The organism is Isoptericola sp. NPDC057559 (assembly GCF_042801555.1).
Classification (GTDB): domain Bacteria; phylum Actinomycetota; class Actinomycetes; order Actinomycetales; family Cellulomonadaceae; genus Isoptericola.
The window spans coordinates 59,341-83,971 of the sequence record NZ_JBHVFQ010000002.1 but is presented as its reverse complement, the minus strand read 5'-3'; the positions used below and the strand labels follow the sequence as shown (position 1 = coordinate 83,971).

General features: G+C 75.8%; 25 protein-coding genes. 8 read left to right on the top strand and 17 right to left on the bottom strand.

The window, feature by feature from the left end:
• Positions 1–19 precede the first annotated feature (19 nt).
• A complete protein-coding gene (locus ACFU5J_RS03340; protein ID WP_430577819.1) occupies positions 20–817 on the bottom strand; it encodes a DeoR/GlpR family DNA-binding transcription regulator in 798 nt (265 codons plus the stop codon).
• Positions 818–944: 127 nt separating this feature from the next.
• Between ACFU5J_RS03340 and ACFU5J_RS03335 the strand changes: the two genes are divergently transcribed.
• Entirely contained in the window at positions 945–1,985 is a 1,041-nt protein-coding gene (locus ACFU5J_RS03335) for an acetylxylan esterase (RefSeq protein ID WP_430577818.1), read from the top strand.
• Here the strand turns inward: ACFU5J_RS03335 and ACFU5J_RS03330 are convergent.
• The 8 genes from ACFU5J_RS03330 to ACFU5J_RS03295 all read right to left on the bottom strand — a co-directional run bounded on the left by ACFU5J_RS03330 (position 1,957) and on the right by ACFU5J_RS03295 (position 8,901).
• Positions 1,957–3,222, bottom strand: a complete 1,266-nt coding sequence (locus tag ACFU5J_RS03330) for an alpha/beta hydrolase (RefSeq protein WP_430577817.1) — start codon at positions 3,220–3,222, stop codon at positions 1,957–1,959. The genes ACFU5J_RS03335 and ACFU5J_RS03330 overlap by 29 nt on opposite strands.
• A 67-nt stretch (positions 3,223–3,289) precedes the next feature.
• Positions 3,290–3,979, bottom strand: a complete 690-nt coding sequence (locus ACFU5J_RS03325) for a response regulator (protein WP_430577816.1) — start codon at positions 3,977–3,979, stop codon at positions 3,290–3,292.
• Positions 3,976–5,160 carry a sensor histidine kinase gene (locus ACFU5J_RS03320; RefSeq protein ID WP_430573974.1) on the bottom strand — a complete coding sequence of 395 codons (1,185 nt, stop codon included), beginning with the start codon at positions 5,158–5,160 and terminating at the stop codon, positions 3,976–3,978. The genes ACFU5J_RS03325 and ACFU5J_RS03320 overlap by 4 nt, the downstream gene beginning before the upstream one ends.
• A 97-nt stretch (positions 5,161–5,257) precedes the next feature.
• On the bottom strand, positions 5,258–5,701 hold the full coding sequence (locus ACFU5J_RS03315) for an SRPBCC domain-containing protein (protein ID WP_430573973.1): 444 nt from the start codon (positions 5,699–5,701) through the stop codon (positions 5,258–5,260).
• Positions 5,702–5,706: 5 nt separating this feature from the next.
• A complete protein-coding gene (locus ACFU5J_RS03310) occupies positions 5,707–6,060 on the bottom strand; it encodes an ArsR/SmtB family transcription factor (RefSeq protein ID WP_430577815.1) in 354 nt (117 codons plus the stop codon).
• A complete protein-coding gene (locus ACFU5J_RS03305) occupies positions 6,057–6,515 on the bottom strand; it encodes an SRPBCC family protein (protein ID WP_430577814.1) in 459 nt (152 codons plus the stop codon). Before ACFU5J_RS03305 ends, ACFU5J_RS03310 begins: the two co-directional genes overlap by 4 nt.
• Before the next feature lie 239 nt (positions 6,516–6,754).
• A complete protein-coding gene (locus tag ACFU5J_RS03300) occupies positions 6,755–7,981 on the bottom strand; it encodes a pyridoxal phosphate-dependent aminotransferase (RefSeq protein ID WP_430575335.1) in 1,227 nt (408 codons plus the stop codon).
• Positions 7,981–8,901: a helix-turn-helix transcriptional regulator gene (locus ACFU5J_RS03295; RefSeq protein ID WP_430573970.1), complete on the bottom strand. Its 921-nt coding sequence runs from the start codon at positions 8,899–8,901 to the stop codon at positions 7,981–7,983. Before ACFU5J_RS03295 ends, ACFU5J_RS03300 begins: the two co-directional genes overlap by 1 nt.
• A gap of 114 nt (positions 8,902–9,015) precedes the next feature.
• Between ACFU5J_RS03295 and ACFU5J_RS03290 the strand changes: the two genes are divergently transcribed.
• Both ACFU5J_RS03290 and ACFU5J_RS03285 read left to right on the top strand, forming a co-directional pair.
• Positions 9,016–10,518 carry an MFS transporter gene (locus ACFU5J_RS03290; RefSeq protein ID WP_430577813.1) on the top strand — a complete coding sequence of 501 codons (1,503 nt, stop codon included), beginning with the start codon at positions 9,016–9,018 and terminating at the stop codon, positions 10,516–10,518.
• A gap of 245 nt (positions 10,519–10,763) precedes the next feature.
• Positions 10,764–11,444, top strand: a complete 681-nt coding sequence (locus ACFU5J_RS03285; RefSeq protein WP_430573968.1) for an SDR family oxidoreductase — start codon at positions 10,764–10,766, stop codon at positions 11,442–11,444.
• A gap of 28 nt (positions 11,445–11,472) precedes the next feature.
• On the opposite strand, the gene ACFU5J_RS03280 is transcribed toward ACFU5J_RS03285, so the two are convergent.
• On the bottom strand, positions 11,473–12,084 hold the full coding sequence (locus ACFU5J_RS03280; RefSeq protein ID WP_430573967.1) for a class I SAM-dependent methyltransferase: 612 nt from the start codon (positions 12,082–12,084) through the stop codon (positions 11,473–11,475).
• Positions 12,085–12,197: 113 nt separating this feature from the next.
• Positions 12,198–12,815 (bottom strand): TetR/AcrR family transcriptional regulator, encoded by a 618-nt coding sequence (locus tag ACFU5J_RS03275; protein WP_430577812.1) that lies wholly within the window; start codon positions 12,813–12,815, stop codon positions 12,198–12,200.
• Between the two features lie 68 nt (positions 12,816–12,883).
• Here ACFU5J_RS03275 and ACFU5J_RS03270 point away from each other — a divergent pair, with 68 nt between their 5' ends.
• The gene (locus tag ACFU5J_RS03270) at positions 12,884–13,336 is read left to right on the top strand and encodes a DUF952 domain-containing protein (protein WP_430577811.1); all 453 of its coding nucleotides are present in this window, start codon (positions 12,884–12,886) and stop codon (positions 13,334–13,336) included.
• Here the strand turns inward: ACFU5J_RS03270 and ACFU5J_RS03265 are convergent.
• Both ACFU5J_RS03265 and ACFU5J_RS03260 read right to left on the bottom strand, forming a co-directional pair.
• Positions 13,317–14,279, bottom strand: a complete 963-nt coding sequence (locus ACFU5J_RS03265; protein ID WP_430577810.1) for a transketolase family protein — start codon at positions 14,277–14,279, stop codon at positions 13,317–13,319. The genes ACFU5J_RS03270 and ACFU5J_RS03265 overlap by 20 nt on opposite strands.
• On the bottom strand, positions 14,276–15,010 hold the full coding sequence (locus ACFU5J_RS03260) for a thiamine pyrophosphate-dependent enzyme (protein WP_430577809.1): 735 nt from the start codon (positions 15,008–15,010) through the stop codon (positions 14,276–14,278). Before ACFU5J_RS03260 ends, ACFU5J_RS03265 begins: the two co-directional genes overlap by 4 nt.
• 130 nt (positions 15,011–15,140) lie before the next feature.
• On the opposite strand from ACFU5J_RS03260, the gene ACFU5J_RS03255 reads away from it, so the two are divergent.
• On the top strand, positions 15,141–16,880 hold the full coding sequence (locus ACFU5J_RS03255) for a pyruvate dehydrogenase (protein WP_430573962.1): 1,740 nt from the start codon (positions 15,141–15,143) through the stop codon (positions 16,878–16,880).
• A 10-nt stretch (positions 16,881–16,890) separates the two neighbouring features.
• Here ACFU5J_RS03255 and hisC read toward each other — a convergent pair whose 3' ends face one another.
• Complete coding sequence (gene hisC, locus ACFU5J_RS03250; protein WP_430577808.1) at positions 16,891–17,991, bottom strand: histidinol-phosphate transaminase; 1,101 nt, start codon at positions 17,989–17,991, stop codon at positions 16,891–16,893.
• 69 nt (positions 17,992–18,060) lie between these two features.
• Between hisC and ACFU5J_RS03245 the strand changes: the two genes are divergently transcribed.
• The gene (locus tag ACFU5J_RS03245; protein WP_430573960.1) at positions 18,061–18,459 is read left to right on the top strand and encodes a phage holin family protein; all 399 of its coding nucleotides are present in this window, start codon (positions 18,061–18,063) and stop codon (positions 18,457–18,459) included.
• Positions 18,460–18,475: 16 nt separating this feature from the next.
• Here the strand turns inward: ACFU5J_RS03245 and ACFU5J_RS03240 are convergent, their stop codons facing one another.
• From ACFU5J_RS03240 to ACFU5J_RS03230, 3 genes are all read right to left on the bottom strand, one after another.
• Complete coding sequence (locus tag ACFU5J_RS03240) at positions 18,476–20,179, bottom strand: hypothetical protein (protein ID WP_430577807.1); 1,704 nt, start codon at positions 20,177–20,179, stop codon at positions 18,476–18,478.
• Positions 20,176–20,442 carry a hypothetical protein gene (locus tag ACFU5J_RS03235; RefSeq protein WP_430573958.1) on the bottom strand — a complete coding sequence of 89 codons (267 nt, stop codon included), beginning with the start codon at positions 20,440–20,442 and terminating at the stop codon, positions 20,176–20,178. The genes ACFU5J_RS03240 and ACFU5J_RS03235 overlap by 4 nt, the downstream gene beginning before the upstream one ends.
• Before the next feature lie 111 nt (positions 20,443–20,553).
• Complete coding sequence (locus ACFU5J_RS03230; RefSeq protein WP_430577806.1) at positions 20,554–21,438, bottom strand: sigma-70 family RNA polymerase sigma factor; 885 nt, start codon at positions 21,436–21,438, stop codon at positions 20,554–20,556.
• Positions 21,439–21,557: 119 nt separating this feature from the next.
• On the opposite strand from ACFU5J_RS03230, the gene ACFU5J_RS03225 reads away from it, so the two are divergent.
• Both ACFU5J_RS03225 and purB read left to right on the top strand, forming a co-directional pair.
• Positions 21,558–22,943 carry an FAD-binding oxidoreductase gene (locus ACFU5J_RS03225; RefSeq protein WP_430577805.1) on the top strand — a complete coding sequence of 462 codons (1,386 nt, stop codon included), beginning with the start codon at positions 21,558–21,560 and terminating at the stop codon, positions 22,941–22,943.
• Between the two features lie 56 nt (positions 22,944–22,999).
• Positions 23,000–24,496, top strand: a complete 1,497-nt coding sequence (gene purB / locus ACFU5J_RS03220) for an adenylosuccinate lyase (protein WP_430577804.1) — start codon at positions 23,000–23,002, stop codon at positions 24,494–24,496.
• The last annotated feature ends 135 nt before the right edge of the window (positions 24,497–24,631 follow it).

Here is a 24,631-nt window from a genome sequence, read left to right as displayed (position 1 = left end):
TGGGCGGGGGGCGCCGCCGTCAGTCGGAGCCGGCGGGGACCACCCAGAGCTCGCCCACGTGCGCCTCCAGCAGCTCGCGGGCGTCGGCGTCCAGGCCGTCGTCGGTGACGAGGCGCTCCACCTCGTGCAGGTCGACGATGGTGGTCAGGCCGACGACGCCCCACTTGGTGTGGTCGGCGAGCACGACGGCGTCCTGGCCGGCGGCCAGGAGCGCGCGGTCCGTCTCCGCCTCCAGCAGGTTGGGCGTGGTGAGGCCCGCGTGCAGGTCCAGCCCGTGCACGCCGAGGAACGCGACGTCGAGGTGCAGGTGCTCCAGCGAGCGCACGGCGACCGGGCCCACCAGGGCGTCGGACGGGGTGCGCACGCCGCCGGTGAGCACCACGGACTGCGTGTACGGCTCGTCGGCGCGGTCGGGGCGGCGGAACGCCTCGGCGACGGGCAGCGAGTTGGTCACGACGGTGAGGTCCGGGACGGCGCGCAGCTCCTGCGCGAGCACCCACGTCGTCGTGCCGCCGGAGAGGCCCACCGCCATGCCCGGCTCCACCAGCTGCGCCGCGCGGCGCGCGATGGCCTGCTTGGCCGCGACCTGCTGCTGCACCCGCGACGCGAAGCCCCGCTCCTGCGCCCCGCCGGCGTCCCCGCGGGTCGTGGCGCCGCCGCGCACCCGGTCCAGCTCTCCCGCGTCCGCGAGCGCCTCGATGTCCCGGCGCACCGTCATCGCGCTGACGCCCAGCTCCTCGGCCAGCTCGGTGACGCTCGCGGCGCCCCGACGGCGCACCTCGGCCACGATCCGTGACCTGCGTTCTGCGACGAGCACCCGCTCCCCTTTCGACCCGCGGCACAGTCTGTCACGCGCCGCCGTGACCGGCCCCGCTCCCCGTCGAGCCCTGTCCAGCCCTGTCCAAGCCCTGCCCAGCCCCGTCCTGTCCCGCACTGGAGATCCCGTGACGCTGCCCGCCCCCTACGACGCCTGGTTCCCCGACAGCCCGATCGACGGCACGTACGGGTACGACCGGGACGGCCTGCTGGCCCTTCCGCCCGCCGCGGAGCCGGACGGGTTCGCGGACCTGTGGCGGTCGTGGCACGACGAGGCGCGGCGGGTGCCGGCCGACGTCGTGGCCGAGCCGGTGGGACGGCAGGGGACGCACGAGGTGTCCGTGGTGTCGTTCACCGCCGCAGGAGGCCTGCGCCTGCGTGCGTGGCTCGCCCTGCCGGTGGGGGCGGAGGTGCGGGTCGGGATCGTGCACGGGCACGGCTACGGCGGCCGCGAGGCGCCGTCCTTCGAGCGCGTGCCGCACGACGCGGCCGTGATCTTCCCGGTGGCGCGCGGTCTCGGGGCCCTCAACGCGGGGCTCGGCGCCCCGGACGTGAGCAGCGAGCACGTGCTCGCCGGCATCGAGGATGTGGAGACGTACGTGCTGGGCCGCTGCGCCGTCGACCTGTGGCACGCGGCCACCGCGCTGCAGGAGGAGCTGGCGGCCGTGCCGGGCGTCCCCGCCGACCTGCCCCTGTACTACGTGGGCACCAGCTTCGGCGGCGGCGTCGGCGCGCTGGCGGTGCCGTGGGACGACCGGTTCGTGGGCGCCACGCTGGAGGTGCCGAGCTTCGGCCAGTACGACGAGCGCCTCGCCGTGCCGTGCACGGGCAGCGGCGAGGCGCAGCGCGGGTACGTGGCGGAGCACCCGGAGGCCCGCGCGGTCCTCGCGCTCACCGACGCGTCCGTCGCGGCGACGCACCTGCGCGTCCCGACGCGGGTCGAGTGCGCCCTGTGGGACGCGCACGTGCCGCCGCCGGGCCAGTTCGGCGTCGCGGCCGGCGTCGCGGCCGCCGAGCGCGCGGGCACCGGGGCGGAGCTGGAGCTGGCGGTGCACTCCGCCGGGCACGCGGAGTACCCGGGCCAGGCGCGCGAGATGGCGGCGGCGTTCGCCGCCACCCGCGCGCACGTGGAGCGGTCGGTCAGCCGCGCCCGCCGTCCTGGCCTGTGATGTCGCCGTCCGTGAGGAAGTCGAGCAGGATCTGGCGGCTGGCCTGCGACGTGAGGCTGCCGTAGGCGTCGTCGAACGCGTGCTCGGCGTAGGGCAGCACCTCGACGCGGGTGTCGACCCCCTGCGCGGCGAGGGCCTCGCCGAGGCCGGTGACGGTCCCCGGCCGGGCGCTGCGGTCGCGGTCGCCGACCACGAGCAGGGTCCGGGGCAGCCCGGGCCCGACGGCGGCGGTCGGCGACACCTCGCGGTAGCGCTCCGGGTGGTCCTGCGGCGTGCCGCCGGTGAACAGCTCGGCGGCCTCGCGGGTCCCGGCCACGTCGTCCTCCCACATCCCGGCGACGTCGGTGCCGGGGTAGAAGCCGATCACGGAGGCGGGCGGCCCGACGGCGTCGCCGTCGGCGGTCGCGAGGGTGCCCTCCTGGAGGCGGTAGGCGGCGTTCAGCGCGAGCGTGCCGCCCGCGGACATGCCGCCGAGGGAGACCTGCGCGGGGTCGACGCCGTACTCGTCGGCGTGCTCCCGCACCCAGGCGAGCGCTGACGCGAGGTCCTGCGGTGCCTTGTCCCAGGTGGGCCGGTCGGCGCGGGCCAGCCGGTAGTCGACGGCGAACACGGCCACGCCGTGGTCGGCCAGCCAGCGGCCCGTGCCGCGCAGGTCACCCTTGTCGAAGGTGTGGAAGCCGCCGGCGTGGGCGAGCACGACGGCGGGCGCCGCCTCCCCCGCCCCGCCTGCGGGCAGGTACGCGTCGACGTCGAGCGCCTCGCCGTCGGGGCGGGCGAACGTGGCGGTCGTGTCGGGCTGGACGTCCGGGTAGCCGAGCCCTCCGGCCACCTCGCCCCACGAGACGTCGGCGCCGACGCTCCGCGCGGCCTGGAGCTGGACTCCCCCGATGGCAAGGGCCCCCACGGCGGCGGCCGCGCCGACGACGGCGACCGCGCGGCCCCAGCGCACCGTCCCGCCGGCCCAGGCAAGGGCCGCGAGGGCGGCGGCCAGCACGGCCAGCAGCGCCACGTGGAACGGGTACTGCCCGCCCAGCACGGGCCCGATCACCCCGATCTTCGGGATCGCCGGGACGTACGCGCCCAGGACGATCGCGACGGCGAGGAACGCGAGGACGGACGCCGCGAGAGCGCTCAGGGTCCGCAGGACCCGGACGGGCCGGGACCGCCGGCGGTCGGGACCGCGGCGGGCGCGCGGTGCGGGCGGGGCAAGGACGGGGTAGGTCACGGGGGAGGTCATGCCACGACGCTAGGAACGGGTCACCCCCTCGCACCTCCCGCCACGGAGCCAACGTCGGGCCTGGCTCTCAGGTAGGGGGTGTCCGCGGGTGGGCGCGTCCCGGGGCGACGAGGCCGGACTCGTAGGCGTAGACGGCCGCCTGCGTGCGGTCCCGCAGCTGCAGCTTCTGCAGGATGTTGCCCACGTGGGTCTTGATCGTCTGCTCCGCGACCACGAGCTCTGCGGCGATCTCCGCGTTCGACAGCCCCTGGGCCACACAGGTGAGCACCTCGGTCTCGCGGCCGGTGAGCGCCTCGACCCGCACCCCGGGGACGGGCCGGCCCGGGCCGCTGAGCCGCGAGAACTCCGTGATGAGCCGGCGGGTGATCTCCGGGGACAGCAGCGCGTCGCCCGCGGCCACGACGCGCACCGCCTCCGCGAGCTGCGCCCCCGAGGCCTCTTTGAGGAGGAAGCCGCTGGCGCCCGCGCGCAGGGCCTCGTACACGTACTCGTCGAGGTCGAACGTGGTCAGCACGAGGATCTTCGTGGCCAGGTCGGGGTCCCCCACGATCTGGCGGGTGGCCTCGATGCCGTTCGTCCCCGGCATCCGGATGTCCATGACGACCACGTCGGGCCGCAGCTCCCGTGCCCGGACCACGGCCTCCGCACCGTCGGCCGCCGTCGCGACCACCTCGACCCCCGGCTGGGCGCCGAGCAGCACCGAGAAGGCCTCGCGCACCATCGCCTGGTCGTCGGCGATCATCACCCGGATCGTCATGCGGAGCGCTCCTCGCCGGTCGGCGCCGCGAGCCGGGCGGCGACCTCGTATCCGCCGTCGGGCGTCGGGCCCGCGGTCAGGTCCCCGCCGAGCATGGCAGCCCGCTCGCGCATGCCCGGGATCCCGTGCCCGGCGCCCGGGAACACCGTGGCCGGGCGGCCGCCGGGCCCGTTGACCACCCTCAGGCGCAGGACGTCCGGGGCGTAGTCGAGCTCGACGCGCGCCGCGGCGCCGGGGGCGTGGCGGAGGGTGTTGCTCAGCGCCTCCTGCACGATCCGGTACGCCGACAGCTCCACGCCGTCGGGCAGGCGGCGACGGGCGCCGGAGACGGTGGTCGTCACGTCGAGGCCGGCGGCCTGCACCCCGGCGACCAGCTCGTCGAGGTGGTCCAGGGTGGGTTGCGGCGCCCCGGGCGCGCCGGTGTCAGGGCGCTCCTCGGAGCGCAGCACGCCGAGGATGCGCCGCAGCTCGGTCAGCCCGGACAGCGCACCGGTGCGGATGTCGGCGAACGCCCCGACCAGCTCCGCCGGCGGGTCGGGCACGCGGAGCGGGGCCGCGTCCGCCTGGATCGCGATGACCGACATGTGGTGCGCGACGACGTCGTGCAGCTCGCGGGCGATGCGGGCGCGCTCCTCCAGCACGGTGCGGTGCGCGCGCTCCTGCGCGAGGGCGACCTCCTGCTCCGCGAGCCGGGAGCGGACCTCCCGCGTGCCGCGCGCCCCGGCCGCGGCGCCCACGGCGACGGCGATCATCGCCAGCGCGATGAGCGTGAAGCGCCCCGGGCCCATCTCGCCCGCCGCCAGCAGCGCACCCAGCACCAGCAGGGTCAGCCCGACCGTCTCGACGACCACCCGCCACGGGTTCCGCAGCGCCACCAGGAACAGCAGCCCGGCGTGCACGGCCCACGCCCAGCCCACGTAGGTGCCGAAGGACGGGACGAGGGCGAGCACCGGCAGCGCCACCAGCGAGACCCACCACGCCGGGAGCGGCCAGCGCAGCGCCACCACGAGCAGCGCCACGTGGAGCACCGCGACGACCCGGGTCCCGACGTCCTCGGTGGCCGTGACGGCCGCGAAGGCCGCCACCGCGACGACCGCCACGTGCGGCAGCCGGCGGAGCGCCCGCGGGCCGCGCATCGGCGGCATCGGCTGCGGAGCCAGGGTCAGCAGGTCGCTGCGCACCGTGCTCCACGCAGTGCTCAGCGCACCGCGAACCCCGCCGCCCCCGACCATCCGCTCAGTATGGCCGGTGACGGCGGGGCGACCGCCGACCGTGGCGTCAGTTCCAGTTGTCGATCTTCACGTCCCGGGGCGACGGCGCGGCGTCGTCGCCCTCGACCAGGGCCTTGAGGCTCTGCAGGAACGTGGCCCACTTGGTGCTGCAGTGGTGCATGAACTCGACGGGCTCGCGCCAGCCGCGGTGCGCGAACAGCAGGATGGTCCAGTCGCCGTCCTGGCGCAGGTCCCACTCGATCGTCGTCCCGACCCACTCCTCGGGGCCGTCGACCACCCGCCACACCACGCGGCGCAGCGGGACCGCCTCCTCGACCTCCATGTCGAACCCGCCGTCGGGGAACCGGAACTCGACCCGTCCGCCGAGGCCGGCGTCGCCCGTCGTCTTCTCGGTCCACCAGCCGGCGAGGCCGTCGATCGTCGTCAGCGCCTCGTACATCGACGCCGGCGTGGGGGTCGTGGCCCCGATCCGGTGCAGGATGTCCACCATCGTGATCAGCTCCTTCTCGTGGTCTCGATCGCCTCGGCGATCGCCTTGATGCGGTGCAGCCGGCGGTCCCACGCCCGGCCGACGGACGCGAGCTGGTCCGCCGCCCGCTCGAGCTGGGCGGCGTCCACCTGGCACTGCTTCTCCCGGCCCACCGCGCTCGAGCGGACCAGGCCGGCCCGGTCGAGGACGTCGAGGTGCTTGGCCACGGCCTGCCGGGTCACCGGAAGCTGCCGGCTGAGCGACGTGGCGGTGCCGCCGCCGTCGGCCAGCAGGAGGTCGAGGATGCGGCGCCGCGTGGGGTCGCCGATCGCCGACCAGAGGTCGTCGTCCACGGACGACGGCGGTGCCGGCGCCGTCACGACCGCACCCCGAGGCTCTCGGCGTACGGCGCCAGGCGCGGCAGGTAGAAGGCCCAGCCGTCCACGTGCTCGGAGTACCGCTGCTCGAGGACGGCGATCTCCCAGCCCATCTCGCGGAAGCCGGTCTCCGTCATCCGCAGCAGCGTGCCGTCGCCGGACGGGACCAGCTCGAACGTCACGAGCAGCGAGTTCCCCGCCCGCGCCTCCTCGCCGGCCGGGTGCGTCCAGCGGAACGAGAACGCCCGCGGCGGCAGCGACTCGACCACGGTGAACGACTCGACGGTCCGGTCGGGGCCGTCGCCGAACGTGATGCTTCCCGCTCCCCCGGGCTCCGGCTCGAAGTCCGCGTCGTCGGGCCACCACTGCCGCACGTGCTCCGGGCGGCTCACCACCTCGAAGACGACGTCCGGCGACGCCTCCACGTACAGCTCGCGCTCGATGCTCCCCAGCTCCATGGCTCCTCCTGCAACTATTGGTTGCACATCAAGGTAGCCCGGGAGCGAGCGATGCGCAACCATTGATTGCATATGCGGTCGCGGGGCGTCCGCGCGCGGGAGATCGCGGCAATCCTGAGCCGTCGCCTCGCCGACGCTGACGCGTTCCTGAGGAGGCCGTCGCACGCTCGTCGTGGGTGAACCCACGAGCATGGCGCCACCCCGACTCCCCCTTCGCGGGGCGGCGCCGTGCCCACCCGCTACCGGCGGCGCGTGGCCAGGAACTCCCCGATGCGGCCGATGGCCTCGGTGAGGATCTCCTCGTCGGGCAGCGTGACGAGGCGGAAGTGGTCGGGCTCGAACCAGTTGAACCCGGTGCCGTGGGTGACGAGGATCTTCTTGGCCCGCAGCAGCTCGATGACGAACTGCTGGTCGTCGTCGATCGGGTACATCTCCGGGTCGAGGCGCGGGAAGCAGTACAGCGCGCCGCGCGGGCGCACCGACGTCACGCCGGGGAGCTCGTTGAGGAGCTTGTCGGCCAGCATCGCCTGGTCGTAGAACCGGCCGCCGGGCACGATCAGCTCGTCGATCGACTGGTACCCGCCGAGCGCGGTCTGGATGGCGTGCTGCGCGGGCACGTTGGCGCACATGCGCATGTTGGCGAGCAGGGTGAGGCCCTCGAGGAACTCGGCGGCGTTCTCCTTGGGGCCCGAGATCATGACCCAGCCGGCGCGGTAGCCGCACACGCGGTACGCCTTCGACAGGCCGCTGAACGTCAGGCACAGGACGTCGTCACCCGCGGCGGCCGCGGCGTGGTGGTGCGTGGCGCCATCGAACAGGATCTTCTCGTAGATCTCGTCGGTGAGGATCACGAGGTCGTGGCGGCGCGCGATGTCGACGAGCGCCTCGACCATCTCCTTGGAGTACACGGCGCCCGTGGGGTTGTTCGGGTTGATGATCACCATGGCGTGCGTGTTCTCGGTGATCTTCGACTCGATGTCCTCGAGGTCCGGCATCCAGCCGTTCGCCTCGTCGCACCGGTAGTGCACGGCCGTGCCGCCGCACAGGGTCACCGCGCCCGTCCACAGCGGGTAGTCGGGCGCCGGGACGAGGATCTCGTTCCCCTCGTCGACGAACGCCTGCAGCACCATCGAGATGAGCTCGGAGACCCCGTTGCCGATGAACACGTCGTCCACCGTCGTGTCGCGCAGGCCGCGCGACTGGTAGTACTGCGCCACCGCCGTGCGCGCCTCGTAGATGCCGCGCGAGTCGCTGTACCCCTGCGCCTCCGGCAGGTGGTGCACGACGTCCGCCTGGATCGCCGCCGGTGCCTCGAAGCCGAACGGTGCCGTGTTGCCGATGTTCAGCTTGAGGATGCGGTGCCCCTCCGCCTCGAGGCGCTGCGCCTCGACGAGGATCGGGCCGCGGACGTCGTAGCGGACGTTGAGGAGCTTCTTGCTCTGCCGGATGGTGCGCACGGGGTCCATCATCCCCCCGCGTCCCCCGTGCCCGACACGGCCATTCCACGACGAGCGGACCCCGCGTCGTCCCGCGTGGTGGTCGCGGGCGCCGCGCCCACCAGCGCGTCCAGGCGCTCCAGCCGCTGCCGGGTGGCGTCGTCGGCCGGGGTCATGAGGATGACGCGGTCGCCGCGGGCGCGGTCCAGCCACAGGCTCTGGAAGTGCACGTCCAAGCGGCCCACGCGGGGCGACCGGTAGCGGCGCAGCTGGGTGCCGTCCCCCGCCACGTCGTAGGACTCCCAGTGCCGGACGAAGTCTGGGGACGCGTCACGCAGGCGCGTCAGCAGCGCCGTCCAGCGCGGGTCGTCACGGTGCTCGGGCTCCCGGGCGCGAAGCCGGGCGGCGATGTTGTGCAGCACCGTGTCCTCGGCGTCGCCCAGCGCCCCGCGCCACCGCGGGTCGGTGAACATCAGCCACGCGCAGTTGCGGTCCTCGGCCGGGCGGGCGTCGAGGTCGTCGAACAGGTACCGGTACGCGCGGTTGGCGGCGAGCAGGTCGTAGCTGTCCGTCTGGATCGCGGCCGGGTAGGGCAGCAGGCGCTCGAGGACGGCGAGCTGCTCCGGGTGCACTTGGGGCGGCGGCCCCGGCGCGACGGCCGGCTCCCGGCCGGCCAGCGCCAGGAGGTGGCGGCGCTCGGCGGCGTCGAGCCGGAGCACCCGGGCGACCGCGTCGAGCACCTGGTCGGACACGTTCCGCGCCCGGCCCTGCTCCAGCCACGTGTACCAGGTGACCCCCACCCCGGCGAGCTGCGCCACCTCCTCGCGGCGCAGCCCCGGCGTGCGGCGGCGGCCGCTCGCGGGCAGCCCCACGTCGCCGGGCCCGATCCGGCCGCGCCGCTCGCGCAGGAACTCCCCGAGGGCGGCCCGGTCGGGCGAGGTGGCGGTCATGACGACCAGTGTCGCCCGGCCCGCCCCGCCGGACCAGCGTCGAGCCAGGTGGTGCCGGTACCACGATCAGCAGGCTCCTGGTACCAGGATGAGCGGGGGCGCACCGTCGTCGTCATGACCACGACCAGCGCGCCCGCCGCGCGCACCGCCCGAGCCGGTGCACCCGCGCCCGCGGCGCCGCACGGCGACCCCGCACCCCGCGACCTCCCACCCCGCGCCCTCCCACCCCGCGCCCTCACGGGCGTCGGCCTCGCCGTCCTCCTCGTCGCCTACCTGCCGGTCAACATGACGTTCGGGTCCGTCAACCTGCTCGCCCCGGCGATCACGGCGGACCTCGGCGCCGCGACGTCGGGCGGGCAGCTCGTCCTCTCCGCGTACACGACGACGTTCGCCGCGACGCTCGTCGTCGCCGGGCGGCTCGGCGACCGGTACGGCCGGCGCCGGCTGCTCGCGGTCGGGCTGGTCGCGTTCGCCGTGCTGTCCGCCGCGGCCGCCGTCGCGCCGGGCCTGGCGACGCTGGTCGCGCTGCGCGCCGGGCTCGGCGTCGCCGCGGGCCTGTTCACGCCGCAGGTGCTCTCCACCATCCAGGCCGCGGCGCCCGACCGGCTGCGCGCGCTGGGCGTGACCCTCTTCACCGCCGTGAGCGGCGCCGCGACCATCGCCGGGCAGGTCCTGGCGGGCGCGGTCGCCGGCGCCGCCGGCCCGCACCTCGGCTGGCGGGCGGTGCAGGTCGTCACGGGGGTGATCGCGGCGGCGGCGCTCCTCGCGCTGCGGACCGTCCCGGAGTCCCGGTCCACGGCGCCGCTGGCCCTCGACCTGCGCGGCGCGACCCTCCTGGCCGCGGGCCTCCTGCTGTTGGTCGTGCCGCTGACGCTCGGCGCGGCGGCGGGGTGGCCGCCGGTGCTCCTCGGGATGCTCGCCGCCGCGGGCGCCGTCCTCGCCCTGTTCGCCCGGTCCCAGCGCGCGGCCGAGCGGCGCGGCGAGCTGCCGGTCGTGCCGCCGAGCGTGCTGCGCACGCCGGCCGTGCGGCACGGCCTCGTCATGACGCTCCTGTTCTTCACCGGCTACGGCGCGTTCCTGTACGAGGTGTCGGCGCTCGCGCAGGGCGCGCTCGGCGCCGACGCCTGGGGCACGGTGGTGCTGCTCCTCGGCTTCGGCGGCGCGTTCATCGCCACGGCCCTCGCCCTCCCGGCGATCGAGCGCCGCACCGGCCGGTGGACGATGACGGGCGCGGCGCTGGCCCAGACGGGGGTGCTGCTCGCCCTCGGGCTCGTGGTCGGCAGCGGGCACGGCGGCTCGACGGCGGCCCTGCAGCCGCTGCTCATGGCCCTCGGCGCGGCCCAGGCGCTCATGTACGGGCCGGTGCTGCGCACGGTCCTGCTCCGCACCCCCACCTGGGCGGCGGGTGTCGCGGGCGGGCTGTTCACCACGCTCCAGCAGCTCGGGCTCGGCCTCGGCGTGGCCGTGCTCGGCGGGCTGTTCCAGGCCGTCGCCGCGCGGGCACCCGGCGGCGTGGCGGCGGGGCTGCCCCGCGGCTTCGCGGTCGCCGTCGTCGTGCAGGCCGGGCTGGCGCTCGCCTTCGCCGCGCTGGCCGCCCGCATCGCGCGGGCCCGCTGACCCCGGGCCGAGACGGCCGGGACATACGCACGGCGCCGCCCCGCGACGGGGAGTCGGGGTGGCGCCGTGCTGGTGGGGGTCAGGGGATTCCCCCACGACGAGCGTGCGACGACCACCTCAGGATCGGCCCAGGTTCCGCCGCGGGCTTCGCTCAAGATCGCCGCGCGCCATGCCCGCAGGTTGCCGTCCGGCGACCCGGTGGGCGACGGTGGGAGTCCGGTCCGTCGCCCCGTTCGGAGGTCGTCATGAAGGTCGTCGTCATCGGTGCGCTCGGCAAGGTCGCGCGCCAGCTGGTCCCGCTGCTGGCGGACGGCGGCACGGGGCCGGTGGTCGACGTCGTCGGCGTGGTCCGCAAGCCCGAGCAGACCGACCGCGTCGCCGACCTCGGCGCCGACCCGGCGCTCCTCGACGTCGAGCACGCGACCACCGAGGAGATCGCCGCGGTCCTGGCCGGCGCGGACGCCGTCGTCTGGTCCGCCGGCGCCGGCGGCGGGAGCCCCGAGCGCACGGACGCGGTCGACCGCGCCGCCGCGATCCGGTCCATGGACGCCGCCGCGAGCGCCGGCGTGCGGCGGTACGTGATGGTGTCGTGGATCGGCTCGACCCCCGAGCACGGCGTCCCCGAGAGCGCGGGCTTCTTCGCCTACGCCGACGCCAAGCTGGCCGCCGACGACCACCTGCGCACCACCGACCTCGACTGGACGATCCTCGGCCCCGGCACCCTGACGGACGAGCCGCCCACCGGGCGCATCGCGCTGTTCCCGGAGACGGGCCCCGTGCCGCGCGGCACCGACACCAGCGTGCCGCGGGCCGACGTCGCGCAGGTCGTCGCCCGGACGCTGCGCGAGCCCGCGACGGTCGGCCGGTTCGTGCGCTTCTCCTCGGGGGACACGCCGATCCCCGCCGCGCTGCGCGACCTGGGGTAGACCGCGCGCCTCGACCAGGGTTCCCTGCTCAGGCGATGAGCCCTGCCCGACGCCGCGCGGTGACCGCGCCGTGCGGGCGGTGGCCGGGGTCGGTGCGCTCGGCGGTCGCCACGACGTCGAAGCCCGCGCGGTCGAGGCGCTCCGCGAGCTCGTCGGGCGGCCAGAACCACGCCGTCGTGACCTGGTGGTCGAACGGCTCCACGCGCGGGCCGCGGAAGTAGCCGACCAGCAGCCCGCCGCCGGGGGCGAGGGCGCGGGCGAACTCGGCCAGCACGTCGTCCACACCCTCGGGCGGGGTGTGGATGACGGAGTACCACGCGAGCAGCCCGCCGAGGCCGCCGTCGGGCACGCCGAGGTCGTCCAGCGCGGCCCGGCGGAAGGGGACGCCGGGGTACTCCGCGCGGGCGCGCTCCAGGAACGGCTCGGCGAGGTCCACGCCCTCGGCGTCCAGCCCCTGCCGCGCGAGGAAGTCCGTCCACTGCCCGGGCCCGCAGCCGGCGTCGACCACGCGGCCCGCCAGCCCGGCCGCCCAGCGCGCGACGAGGTCGCGGTCCTCGTCGTGCACCGACGCCATCGACCCGAAGAGGTCGGTGTACTCCTGCGCGCGCGCCGCGTACGCGGCGCTGGCCTCACCCGTCATGGCGGCCACCCTAGGGACCGGGTCGGACGCGGCCCGGTCGGACGCGGCCGGGCCGGGGCGGCCGGGCCGGGGCAGCCGGGCCGGGGCGGCCGAGCCGGGGCGGGGCGGGGCGGTCAGTCGCGGCCGGGGACCCGACCGGCGACCGTGCGGAGCGCGCGCCGGGCGTGCGCGCGGGCCGCGGCGGGTGACGGCGCGGGCTCCAGGCCGAGCAGCCGGCGGCGGTGCGCCTCGCCGAGCAGCAGCGTGTACAGCTCCTCGGCGCGCCGGGGCAGGTCGTCGAGGCCGGGGTGCTCGGCCGCGAGGAGCGTCGCGAGGGCGTCGACGGTGCGCGCGGGGCCGTTCGCGTAGAAGTCCGCGGCGAGCCGCGGCAGCTGGCGCGCCTCCGCGACGACGAGGCGGTGCAGCGTCACGGCGTCGTCGCCGTGCAGCGTCCGCACGACGCGGGTGGCGACCTCCTCGAGGTCGTCCCCCGCGTGCAGGCCCTCCTGCTCGTGCCGGTGCAGGCGCTCGACGGCGGCGAGGAAGAGGCCCTCCTTGTCCGTGAAGCGGGCGTAGATCGTGCGCTTGGTGACGCCAGCCGCGGCCGCGACGCCCTCGATCGTCGTGCCGGCGAACCCGTGCTCGGCGAGCTGCGCGGTGGCCGCGTCGAGGATCGCCTCGCGGCGCGCCTCGGCCTCGTCGCGGCGGGGGCGCCCGCGGCGGGCGGGGGGCCGGCCGGTCTCCGTGTCCATGCTCTAATGATACGGCACCGTTTCATTATGGCGTGGCATCACGACGCCGCACCACACGAGGAGGACCGATGGGTGGACGACGGCTGCTGCACGTGGCCTTCAGCGACGACTGGGAGGCGTGCGGGCGGTTCGGGGAGTACGACGTCGCCACGCGGCGCACCCTGTTCGACGACGCGGGCCACATCCACGCGACCACGGCGGGCGGCCTGCCCGCCGTGCTGCGCGACGTCTACGGCGACGCCACCGAGGCGCTGGTGCTCGCCGTGATCGACGAGGACGCTCTCGCCGACCAGGGGATCCCGGTGCGCTGGGAGCCCGCGGCGGGCGGGCCCGCGCCCCGCATCGGCGCCGTGCTGCCGATGGACCGCGCGACGGTGGTCGCCGTCCTGGAGGTCGGGCGCGGCCCGGACGGGTGGGCCGCCCCCGACCTCTCCGGCCTCGACGTCCGCGAGACGGCCCCCGAGGCGACACTCGAGGCGGCGCGCGAGGCCGGCCCGGGGGTCAGCCCAGCAGGGTCGTGACCCGGCGGCGCACGCCCGCCGCGTCGAGGCCGTGCGCCGCGGCGTGGTCGCGCGGCGTGCCGTAGCGGCGCAGCTCGGCCTCGCCGGGGACGCCCACGTGCAGCACGCGGCTCGGGCGGTCGGCCAGCGCGGCCGCCACGGCGGCGGCGCTCGTGCCCTCCAGGTACGGCTCGACGACGGCGAGCGACGGCGCCGCGCCGGGGCCCGCGGGCAGCAGGGCGCGCAGCCCCTGCGCGTCGAGCGGGTGCGGGGTGGCCGTCCACGCCACGCGGACGGGGAGGTCGGCGGTGGCCTCGAGGACGGTGTCGAGCATCGGCCCGACGGCGACGACGAGGGGCGCCTCGCCGGCCTCGACGCCGGCGCGGTCGCGCACCAGGTGCAGCCGGCCGTCGACGGGCCCCGGGCGGGCGTTGCGCTGCCCCGACAGGCGCACGTAGACGCGCCCGGTGCCCGCCGCCTCGCGGTGCAGGATCTCCGCGACCTCGTCGGCGTGGCCCGGCACGTGCACCGTCCAGCCGGGCAGCGCGGAGATCAGCGCCACGTCGGCGGGGGCCTGGTGGGTGCGGCCGCCCGCGGACACGTCGTAGGACGCGCCCGCGCTCACGAGCACGGCGCCGACGTCCTGGTGGCCGAGGTCCAGCTTGACCTGCTCGTACGCCCGCTCCACCAGGAACGACGCGAACGTGTGCACGATCGGGCGGCGGCCGGCCAGGGCGAGCCCCCCGGCCACGCCGACCAGCGCCTGCTCCCGGATCCCGACGTCGATCACGCGGTCCGGGTGCCGCTCGATCGCGCGGCCCAGGTACCCCGAGCCGATGACGGCCAGGACCACGTCGACGTCCGGGTGCGCGTCCAGCACCGGGCCGAGCTCGGCGTAGAACCGGGCACGCTGGTCCGGCTCGGGGGCCGCCGCCACCTGCCGGGCCTCCACCTGCGCGGTCATGCCGCCACCCCGTTCGCGCGGGCCGGGGTGGTGTCGACCACCACGACCGTCGGCCGGTCGGGCTCCGCGTGCCGCAGCGCGGCGGTCAGGCGGGGCGTGTCGGACGTGCGCGCCTCCGCCGCCGCCCAGCCCTCGAGCGCGAACCGGGACGCGATGCCGCCCGGCCAGCCCAGGCTGTCGCTGTGGTTGTCCACCACGACGCACGTGAGGTTGCCGAGGCCGAACCGGCCGGCCACCTGGATCGCCTCGGCGTTGCTGCCCTCGTCGAGCTCGGCGTCGCCCACCAGCACCACGACGCGCGCCGGCGACCGACCGCGCAGCCCGAGGGCGAGGCCGACCCCGATCGGCAGGCCGTGCCCCAGCGAGCCGCTGCCGATCTCGATGCCCGGCACCAGGGTGCGGTCGGGGTGGTGGCCCAGCGGCGAGTCGAACGACGCGACGTCGTCGAGCCACGCCGTCGGGAAGAACCCCTTCGCGGCGAGCACGGCGTAGGTGGACGCCGGGCCGTGCCCCTTGGAGAGCAGGAAGCGGTCGCGGTCGGGATCGTCCGGGTGCGCCGGGTCGACGCGGAGTACCCGGTCGTACAGCGCCCACACGACGTCGAGCGTCGAGTGCGCGCTGGGGTCGTGCTTCTCGTCGCCGGTCACGCGGGCGACGAGGTCGCGCACGTGCTGCGGGACGCTCACGGGGGCCTCGACCGGCCCGGCCGGCGGGGTGCTTGTCGTCGTCATGCTTCGATGCTGCGACCTCAACCATTGTTGAGGTCAAGAGGTGGGCGACGTCACGCCGGACGTCCTGCGGAACCCCGCCGCCCGGGGCAGGATCGAGACGGACCCACCGCCGTCACCAGGAGGTCTCGTCATGGCCCGCACCGTCGCCGAACACCTCGTCGACCAGCTCGTCGCCGCCGGAGTGAAGCGCATCTACGGGATCGTCGGGGACTCCCTGAACCCCGTCGTCGACGCCGTGCGCCGCACCGAGGGCATCGACTGGGTGCACGTGCGCCACGAGGAGGCCGCCGCCTTCGCGGCCGCCGCCGACGCGGAGGTCACGGGCGAGCTCGCCGTCTGCGCCGGGTCGTGCGGGCCGGGCAACCTGCACCTCATCAACGGCCTCTACGACGCGAACCGGTCCCGGCTGCCCGTGCTCGCCATCGCGTCGCACATCCCCAGCCCGCAGATCGGCACGCAGTTCTTCCAGGAGACGCACCCCGACCGCATCTTCACCGAGGCCTCGGTGTTCTCGGAGATGATCTCGACGGCGGCCCAGCTCCCCCGCGTCACGCGGTCCGCCATCCAGCACGCGCTCTCGGCCCCGGGCGTCGCGGTGCTGACCCTGCCGGGCGACGTCGCCGACCAGCGCGTGCCCGACGACGCCGCCCCGATCCTCGTGCCCGGCGCCTGCCCGGCCCGGATCGTGCCGAACGACGCCGACGTCGGGGCCCTGGCCGACGCGATCAACAAGGCCAGGAAGGTCACGCTGTTCGTCGGCGCCGGCGCACGCGGCTCGCGCGAGGAGGTGCTCGAGCTCGCCGACCTCGCCGCCGCGCCGATCGGCCACTCGCTGCGCGGCAAGGAGATCATCCAGTACGAGAACCCCCACGACGTCGGCATGTCCGGGCTGCTCGGCTACGGCTCCTGCCACGAGGCGATGCAGTCCGCCGACCTGCTGATCCTCGTCGGCACCGACTTCCCCTACGACTCGTTCCTGCCGAGCGACGTCCGGACCGCGCAGATCGACGTCGATGCCTCGCACCTGGGCCGCCGCACCCGGCTCGACCTGCCCGTGCACGGCGACGTCGGCGAGACCCTCCGGATCCTCAACCCGTTGATCCAGCGCAAGCGGGACCGCAAGTTCCTGCGCTCGATGGTCGACAAGCACGCCGGGATCATGACCAAGGTGGTCGGCGCGTACACGCGCAACGTGGAGAAGCACACGCCCATCCACCCCGAGTACGCGGCCGTGCAGCTCGACGAGACCGCGGCCGACGACGCCGTGTTCACCGTCGACACCGGCATGAACAACGTGTGGGCCGCCCGGTACCTCACGCCCAACGGGAAGCGGCGCGTCATCGGGTCCTTCATCCACGGGTCGATGGCGAACGCCCTGCCGCACGCCATCGGGGCCGCGTTCGCGCAGCCCGGGCGGCAGGTCGTGGCGCTCGCCGGCGACGGCGGCCTGTCCATGCTGCTCGGCGAGCTCATCACCGTGCGCACCTACGACCTGCCGGTGAAGGTCGTCGTCTTCAACAACGCGACGCTCGGCATGGTGAAGCTCGAGATGCTCGTGGAGGGCCTGCCCTCCTACGGCACCGACTCCCCGCCGGTGGACTACCGCGCGATCGCCACCGCCATCGGCATCCCCGCCGTGCGCGTCGAGCGGCCGAAGGACCTGCGCCGCGCCCTCAAGGACGGCCTCGACCGCAAGGGCCCCGCGCTGATCGAGGTGGTCACCGACCCGAACGCCCTGTCGATCCCGCCGTCCATCACGTCCGGCCAGATCCGCGGGTTCGCCACCGCCATGACCAAGGAGATCTTCGGCGGCGGCATGGGCGAGGTCATGTCCCTGGCCCGCTCGAACCTGCGCAACCTGCCCCGCTGACCGCCCGTCGTCACCGCCAGGCGGCGGCGACGGCGAGGAAGGCGTCGTTCGCCTCGATCTCGCCGATGCTCACGCGCAGGCCGTCGCCGGCGAACGGCCGCACGAGGACGCCGGCGGCGGTCGCCTCGGCCGCGCGGGCCATGGTCTCCTCGCCCAGGGGGAACCACACGAAGTTGGCGTGCGTCTCGGGCAGGTCCCAGCCCTGCTCGCGCAGCGCGGCGGTCACGCGGTCGCGCTCGGCGACCAGCGCGTCGACGCGCACGCGCAGCTCCTCCTGCGCGACGGGCTCCAGCGACGCGAGGGCGGCACGCTGGGCGATGTGGTTGACGCCGAACGGCGTCGACACGGCGCGGATCCCGGCGGCCAGGCGCGGCTCCGCGACCGCGTACCCGACGCGCAGGCCCGCCAGGCCGTACGCCTTCGACAACGTGCGCAGCAGGACGACGTTCGCGTACCGGCGCAGGAGGTCGACGCCGTCGGGCGCCTGCGGGTCGCGGACGAACTCGAGGTACGCCTCGTCGACGATCACGAGCACGTCGCGCGGCACCTCGGCGAGGAACGCCTCGAGCTCGTCGGCGTGCACCACCGGGCCGGTCGGGTTGTTGGGCGTGCAGACCATGACGACGCGGGTGCGCGGCGTGACGGCGGCGGCCATGGCGGGCAGGTCGAGCCGGCCGTCGGCGGCCACGGGGACGGTCACGGCGGTGCCGCCCGCGACCGCGACCACGATCGGGTACGCCTCGAACGAGCGCCACGGGAACACGACCTCGTCGCCGTGCTCCACGACCGCCTGCAGCACGTGCCCGAGCACGGCCACCGAGCCGTTGCCCACCACGACCTGCTCGGCCGGCACGCCCACGTGGTCCGCGAGCGCCTCGACCAGCTCCGTGGCGTACATGTCCGGGTAGCGGTTGGTCTGCTCCGCGGCCCGGGTGATCGCCTCGAGGACGGAGGGCAGCGGCGGGTACGGGTTCTCGTTCGACGACAGCTTCCACAGCTTCGCGCCCTCGGCGGGCCGGGCGCCCGGCACGTACGCGGGCAGCGCGGCGACGGCGGCGCGCAGGGGGACGGCGGGGCTCTGGACGACCGGCGAGTCAGCGGGGGAGGTCACAGCGGTCAAGGATGCCACCCCGCCGCCACCCTCCCCCAGGTCCGGGCGCTGACGTGCCACGATGGCCGCATGAACTTCATCGTCCGCACCCTTGTCACGGCTGTGGCGTTGTGGCTGAGCGACCTGATCTTCACCAACCTCGAGATCAAGCCCGCGTACGACGGCGACAACCTGCTGACCTACGTCCTCGCGATCCTCGGCGTCGCGCTGGTGTTCACCATCATCAGCAGCTTCGTGAAGCCGATCGTCAGCATCATCTCGATCCCGCTCCTCATCCTCACGCTGGGGCTCTTCTACCTCGTCATCAACGCCTTCGTGCTGTGGCTCACCACCTGGATCACCGACCAGGGATGGTTCGGCGACTGGGGCGTCGACGTGAGCGGCGGCTTCTGGTGGTTCATCTGGATCGCCCTCATCCTCGCGGTGCTGCAGGCGATCATCGGGGCGTTCGCCCCCAAGCGGGGCTGACCGCGCCCCGCTCGCCTCAGTGCAGCGTCGCCCCCGTCGGGACTCCCGGCGGGGGCGTCGTCGTCCCGGGCGCCAGCACCACCGGCGGATCCGCGTCGGCCCGGCGGGCGGCGTAGAGCCTCGTCCGGGCCCGGGTGCCGCCGAGCAGCCGCTCCAGCCGCCGCGTCACGCCGGCCGCCGGCACGTTGCCGGACCGCTCGACCGCGGCGAGCGTGCGCAGGTGCGTGGGCAGCGCGTGCGCCAGCGTGGCGCCCCCCGACGCCGTGCGGTCGGCCGGGTCGGCCGAGTCCAGCAGCCGCCGCGCCACCGTGACGCGGTCGACGGACGCCGGGTTGTGCACGGCGGAGCGCCCGTCCAGCGCCGACACCGCCTCCTCGTCGTTCTCCAGGTGCAGCACCGGCACCCCCGCCGGCGTGGCGAACGTGGCCGTCGGGGAGCCCGCGGTCACGACGCCGCCCACCGGGTGCTTCGCGCGGAAGCTCGGGGACGCCGCGAGCGCCGTCGCCGCAATGCCGCCCAAGCTGTGCCCGACCAGCACCACCGGCTCGTCGTCGGCCGCGCCCGCCTCGTCGAGGGCCCGCTCGACCGCCTCGGACACGTCGGCGCCCTCGTGCGCCATGAGCCGCAGGTCGGTCGCGCCGTCGAACGGGTTCGTGGTCGACAGCAGGGGCTGCGTCCCGGGGATCAGCACGGTCCACGACGTCGTCCCGTCGGCGTGGGTCACCCGCTCCACCGCGAGGGTCCCGCCGGGCGCCCCCGCCGCCCGGCGGCCGACGATCCCGCTGCCCTGGGGATAGAGGTCGCCGAGTCGGGCGAGCGCCTCCGCGACGGTGCCCGACGGCGCCCCGGCCCAGGGCAGCGGGGGCCCGGCCAGGTCGGCGTCCGTGAGCGGCAGCACCCGCACCTCGGACGCCGGCAGCAGCGCGTCGACGAGGTCGGCGAGCCCGCCGGCGCCCCGGGTGGTGCCGTCGACCATGGCGGCGGGCCCCTCGCGCAGCCCGCGCTCGAGGTCACGCCACCGCCACGGGACGGAGAGCGAGTAGCCGGCCGCGAAGCCGCTGACCAGCTCGTCGGCCTGGGGCGCGAGCACCCGCCAGGCGTTCGCCGCGTCGCTGTCGTGCCCGCCGACCACCTCCGCGGTGGGGGGCGAGGGCGGGGCGACGCCCCGCGGCCGCGACTCGTCCCCTGCCTCGGCCTCGGCCTCGGCCTCGGCCCCCGACGGGACCGCGAACCCCAGCCGGTCCACGGTCCTGGCCCCGGCCGCCACCCCCTGCAGCGGGAGGAGGCGCACTCCCACCCACGCGCCGCCGAGGGTGGCCAGCAGCCTGGTCCCGGCACCGGCGGCGCGCTCCGCCAGGGTCTCGGCCGCACGGTAGAGGCCGGCGGCGATCCGCAGCCGGCGCGCGCAGCGGTCGGCGCTCGACGCCCGGTGGTGCAGCCGCGCCGCCGCGTCGTCGAGCCGGGCCGCGGCCGCGGCGCCGACGACGGCCTCCTGCGCCGTGGGCGACGCCGGGAACAGGCCGTCCGTAGGGTCGTGCTGCCACTCCTGCCGTTGCAGGACGGTCCGGGCGGCGAGGCACCGCACGGCCGCCCGGCGCAGCCGGTCCGCGGTGTCGTCGAGGACGAGTGCTGCGCCCTGCACGGCGTCGGCGTCCACGCGAGCGAGCCCGCGTCCGCCCGTGACGGACAGCGTCTCGGCCGGGGGAAGTCGCTCGCTCACCGGGCCAGCACCGCCGCCGCCTCCTCCACGAGCTGCCGGTCGGCTCCGAGGCCGGACAGCAGGGACGCGACCTCCTGCCGGAACCGGTCCGCCGCGTCCGACTCCCAGGAGACGGCGAGGCTTCGGCGGGCGCCCGCCGCGGCGTCGTCGACCTCGCGGCACGCCATGACCGCGAGCGCCCTCGCCTCGGCGGCCGGCGCGATGCGGAGGGCGGCGGTCGGGACGGGCGGGCCGGGCGGGCACGGGGAGGGCGGCGAGGACATGCCCAGGACGCTAGGCGGACGGACGTGCCGACCGCGCCCGTTCCCCGCTCCCTGTGGACAACGGTCGACTGGGGGCAGCGCGCACGACGCGAGGCGCCGCGGAGACGTCCTCTACCGAGCCAGCACGCCGCCGAGCCGCTCAGGGTCGGAGAGGATGTCGATGCCGACCACCCGGCCGTCGCGCACGGTGAACGCGAGCACGGAGTAGACCGTCCCGTCCTCGACGACCGTGACGAGCCCGGGCGACCCGCCCACCAGGGCGAGGCGCGAGAACCGCGCGGTGCCGAAGTGCAGGCGCGCCTGCCCGGCCACCGCCGCGGCGCCGCGCAGCACCCGCGACAGCTCGCCCGGACCGTAGTCGAGACGCAGGGTGACCTCGGGGTCGAGGAGCGCCACCAGCCCCTCGAGGTCGCCCGCCCGCGACGCGGCGAGGTAGGCCGACACGACCTCCCGCCGGCGCGCGACGTCGTCCTGCGCGGGCACGGCGTCCCGCACCTTGCGCCGCGCCCGGCTGGCGAGCTGGCGCGTCGCGGGGAGCGACCGGTCCACGAGGGGCGCGATCTCCTCGAACGGCACGGCGAACTGGTCGTGCAGCACGAAGGCGACGCGCTCGGCCGGGGCCAGCGTGTCCAGCACGACCATCAGCGCGGCGCCGACCTCGTCCGACTCGACCGCTCGCCGCTCCGGGTCGTCCAGCTCGTCGACCGGCGTCACCAGCAGGCCCGGCAGGTGCCCGTCCCAGCCGGGTCCTTCCCAGGCCGTCTCGCGGCGCGTGGACCGCGAGCGCAGCAGGTTGAGGGCCACGCGGCCGACGATCGTCGTGAGCCAGCCGCCGAGGTTCTCCACCCCCGCGGTGCCCGCGGCGTGCGCGCGCACCCACGCGTCCTGCACGGCGTCCTCGGCGTCGGCGGTGGAGCCCAGGACGCGGTAGGCGACCGCGCGCAGGTGCGGCCGGAACGTCTCGAACTGGTCCGCCATGAGCTGGTCCGTGCTCACCGGTCACACTCCTTCGGCCCGCCGTGTCAGAGGGATGACAGCAACCACTGCCGGTACCTGCCGAGCCGTGCTCACCCAAGCACAGGTCGCCGACACCGGCTCATGACCGAGGAGCCCGCATGACCCCCCTGACCTCGAACGACACCGCGGCCCGTGCCCTGTCCGCCGCCCTCTCCGCGGACCTCACGGCGGACCTCTCAGCGGACCTCACCGGCCGGCTGCTGCTGCCCGGCGGCGACGCGTTCGACGGGGCGTCCACGCCGTGGAACCTCGCGGTGCGGCAGCCGGTCGCGGCGGTCGTGGAGGCGGCCGACGCCGACGACGTCGCCGCCACCGTGCGGCACGCGGCGGCCGCCGGGCTGACGGTGGCCGCCCAGTCCACCGGGCACGGCGCGTCCGGCGACGTGGCGGGCACCGTCCTGCTGCGCACCGGCCGCCTCGCCGACGTCCAGGTGGACCCGCTGCGCCGCACGGCCCGCGTGGGCGCGGGCGCGTCGTGGGGCGCGGTGCAGGCCGCCGCGGCGCCGCACGGCCTCACGACCCTCCTCGGCAGCGCCCCCGGCGTGGGCGCCGTCGGCTACACCCTCGGCGGCGGGCTCGGCTGGTTCAGCCGGGTGCACGGCCTCGCCGCGGACCACGTGCGGTCGTTCGACGTCGTCGACCCGGCGGGCACGCGGGCGACCGTCACGGCCCAGTCCGACCCGGAGCTGTTCTGGGCGCTGCGCGGCGGGGGCGGCGACCTCGCCGTCGTGACCGCGATGGAGATCGACCTGGAGCCGGTGCCCGCGTTCTCGGGCGGCAGGGTCGCGTGGCCGGCCGGGCACGCCGCCGAGGTGCTCGCCGTCTTCCGCGAGGTCACCGCGGCGGCCCCGCCGGAGCTCACCGTGTGGCTCTCGCGGGTGGAGGCGCCGGGCGCGCCGGCCGTCGTCGTCGTGCACGCCGCCCACCTGGGCGACGCCGCGGAGGCACGCGAGCTGCTGCGACCGTTCGCGGCCGTGCCCGGCGCGCTGGGGCCGGGCGTGGACGCCGCGATCGGCCCGGTCGGGCTGGCGGACGTCGGCGACATCACCGCCGACCCCACGGACCCGGCCGCCGGGAAGGGGCGCTCCGAGCTCCTCCGAGGCATCGGCGGGGAGGCGGTGGAGCGCCTGTTCACGACGTCGGTCGCGCCGCTCCTCGTGGTCCAGCTGCGGCACCTGGGCGGCGCGCTCGCCGCGCCCGGGGACGGGGCGGGCGCGCTGGGCGCGATCGCCGAGCCGTACCTGCTGTACGCGTTCGGCCTGGCCTTCGAGCCGGGGGTCGCGGCCGCCGTCGGCCACCGCCTCGAGGCCCTGCCCGCCGAGCTCGCGGGCGTCGCCACGCTGCGCAAGCCCGCCACGTTCCTCGCCCCGGGCGAGAGCGCCGCGGCCGCGTACGACGACGCCGCCCTCGCCCGGCTGCGCGACCTCAAGCGCTCCCGCGACCCGCGCGGCGTCGTTCGCGGGAACTACCCCCTGCTCGGCTGAGGCGCTCCCGCCCCGTCGTGAACACCCTCGCGGCGGGGCGGGGAGCCCGTGGGAGAATGACGGCCGTGACCTCCCCCGCGCCGCAGACCTCGCCGTCCGACGTCCAGACCCGCGTCAACCTCGCGGACGTCACCCCGCCGATCGCCCTCGGGCCGCTCGACGGCCGCTACCGCGGCGCCGTCGCGCCGCTGGTGGACCACCTCAGCGAGGCCGCGCTCAACCGGGCGCGCATCCACGTCGAGGTCGAGTGGCTGGTCACGCTGTGCAACGGCACGTCCGCGGCACCCGGCGCCGTCGTGCCGGGCGCGCCCACCCTGACCGACGCCGAGATCGCCTACCTGCGGCAGATCCCCGCCACGTTCGGCGCGGACGAGATCGCCGAGCTGGCCGCCATCGAGCGGGAGACCGTGCACGACGTCAAGGCCGTCGAGTACTTCATCAAGCGCCGCATCGCCGTCGCCCCCGAGGCGCTGGGCCACGCGACGAGCCTGCCCGCCGCGAGCGAGCTCGTGCACTTCGCGTGCACCAGCGAGGACATCAACAACCTGTCGTACGCGCTCATGGTGCAGGGCGGCGTGCGCGACGTGTGGCTGCCCGCCGCGACCGCGCTGACCGACCAGCTCGCCGGCATGGCCCGCGAGCACGCCGAGGTCCCGATGCTCAGCCGCACGCACGGGCAGCCCGCCACGCCGACGACGATGGGCAAGGAGCTCGCCGTCCTCGCGCACCGCCTGCGCCGCCAGCTGCGCCGCGTCGAGGGCGCGGATTACCTGGGCAAGCTCAACGGCGCCACCGGCACCTACGGCGCGCACGTCGTCGCCGTCCCGGGCGCCGACTGGCCCGCCGTGTCCCAGGCGTTCGTCGAGCACCTGGGCCTGGTCTGGAACCCGCTGACGACGCAGATCGAGTCGCACGACTGGCAGGCGGAGGTCTACGCCGACGTCGCCCGCTTCAACCGCATCCTGCACAACCTCGCGACCGACGTGTGGACGTACATCTCGCTGGGCTTCTTCACGCAGATCCCCGTGGCGGGCGCCACCGGCTCGTCGACCATGCCGCACAAGGTCAACCCGATCCGGTTCGAGAACGCCGAGGCGAACCTCGAGATCTCGTGCTCGCTGCTCGACACCCTGTCCGCGACGCTCGTGACGTCCCGCCTGCAGCGCGACCTCACCGACTCCACCACGCAGCGCAACATCGGCCCGGCGTTCGGCCACTCGCTGCTCGCGATCGACAACGTGCGCCGCGGCCTCAAGGCCCTCAACGTCAACGCCGCCCTCATGGCCGACGACCTCGACCACAACTGGGAGGTGCTCGGCGAGCCCGTCCAGTCGGCGATGCGCGCCGCCTCCGTCGCCGGTGTCGAGGGTATGGAGAACCCGTACGAGCGCCTCAAGGAGCTCACCCGCGGCCAGCGCGTCGACGCTGCGCGGATGCGCGAGTTCGTCGCCGGCCTCGGCCTGCCCGACGACGTCGCCGCCCGCCTCGCCGAGCTCACGCCCGCGTCGTACACCGGCATCGCCGCGCGACTCGTCGAGGACTACCTGGCCTGACCCGGCACCACCCCCGGTCGCCGAACAGGCAGTTGGTCCCCGGTATTTGGGCGGGAGAAGCCCAAAGACGGGGCCACAGCCCGGTAGGGGTCGGCGGTAGGGGACGGCGCCGGGGGGGCAACCGCCGCCCGGGCC

Coding starts and splice junctions, on each gene's coding strand:
- ACFU5J_RS03330 (WP_430577817.1), bottom strand. CDS start 3,222: ATGACCTCCCCCGTGACCTACCCCGTCCTTGCCCCGCCCGCACCGCGC.
- ACFU5J_RS03325 (WP_430577816.1), bottom strand. CDS start 3,979: ATGACGATCCGGGTGATGATCGCCGACGACCAGGCGATGGTGCGCGAG.
- ACFU5J_RS03315 (WP_430573973.1), bottom strand. CDS start 5,701: ATGGTGGACATCCTGCACCGGATCGGGGCCACGACCCCCACGCCGGCG.
- ACFU5J_RS03305 (WP_430577814.1), bottom strand. CDS start 6,515: ATGGAGCTGGGGAGCATCGAGCGCGAGCTGTACGTGGAGGCGTCGCCG.
- ACFU5J_RS03300 (WP_430575335.1), bottom strand. CDS start 7,981: ATGGACCCCGTGCGCACCATCCGGCAGAGCAAGAAGCTCCTCAACGTC.
- ACFU5J_RS03295 (WP_430573970.1), bottom strand. CDS start 8,901: ATGACCGCCACCTCGCCCGACCGGGCCGCCCTCGGGGAGTTCCTGCGC.
- ACFU5J_RS03290 (WP_430577813.1), top strand. CDS start 9,016: ATGACCACGACCAGCGCGCCCGCCGCGCGCACCGCCCGAGCCGGTGCA.
- ACFU5J_RS03285 (WP_430573968.1), top strand. CDS start 10,764: ATGAAGGTCGTCGTCATCGGTGCGCTCGGCAAGGTCGCGCGCCAGCTG.
- ACFU5J_RS03280 (WP_430573967.1), bottom strand. CDS start 12,084: ATGACGGGTGAGGCCAGCGCCGCGTACGCGGCGCGCGCGCAGGAGTAC.
- ACFU5J_RS03275 (WP_430577812.1), bottom strand. CDS start 12,815: ATGGACACGGAGACCGGCCGGCCCCCCGCCCGCCGCGGGCGCCCCCGC.
- ACFU5J_RS03270 (WP_430577811.1), top strand. CDS start 12,884: ATGGGTGGACGACGGCTGCTGCACGTGGCCTTCAGCGACGACTGGGAG.
- ACFU5J_RS03265 (WP_430577810.1), bottom strand. CDS start 14,279: ATGACCGCGCAGGTGGAGGCCCGGCAGGTGGCGGCGGCCCCCGAGCCG.
- ACFU5J_RS03260 (WP_430577809.1), bottom strand. CDS start 15,010: ATGACGACGACAAGCACCCCGCCGGCCGGGCCGGTCGAGGCCCCCGTG.
- ACFU5J_RS03255 (WP_430573962.1), top strand. CDS start 15,141: ATGGCCCGCACCGTCGCCGAACACCTCGTCGACCAGCTCGTCGCCGCC.
- ACFU5J_RS03245 (WP_430573960.1), top strand. CDS start 18,061: ATGAACTTCATCGTCCGCACCCTTGTCACGGCTGTGGCGTTGTGGCTG.
- ACFU5J_RS03235 (WP_430573958.1), bottom strand. CDS start 20,442: ATGTCCTCGCCGCCCTCCCCGTGCCCGCCCGGCCCGCCCGTCCCGACC.
- ACFU5J_RS03225 (WP_430577805.1), top strand. CDS start 21,558: ATGACCCCCCTGACCTCGAACGACACCGCGGCCCGTGCCCTGTCCGCC.
- purB (WP_430577804.1), top strand. CDS start 23,000: ATGACGGCCGTGACCTCCCCCGCGCCGCAGACCTCGCCGTCCGACGTC.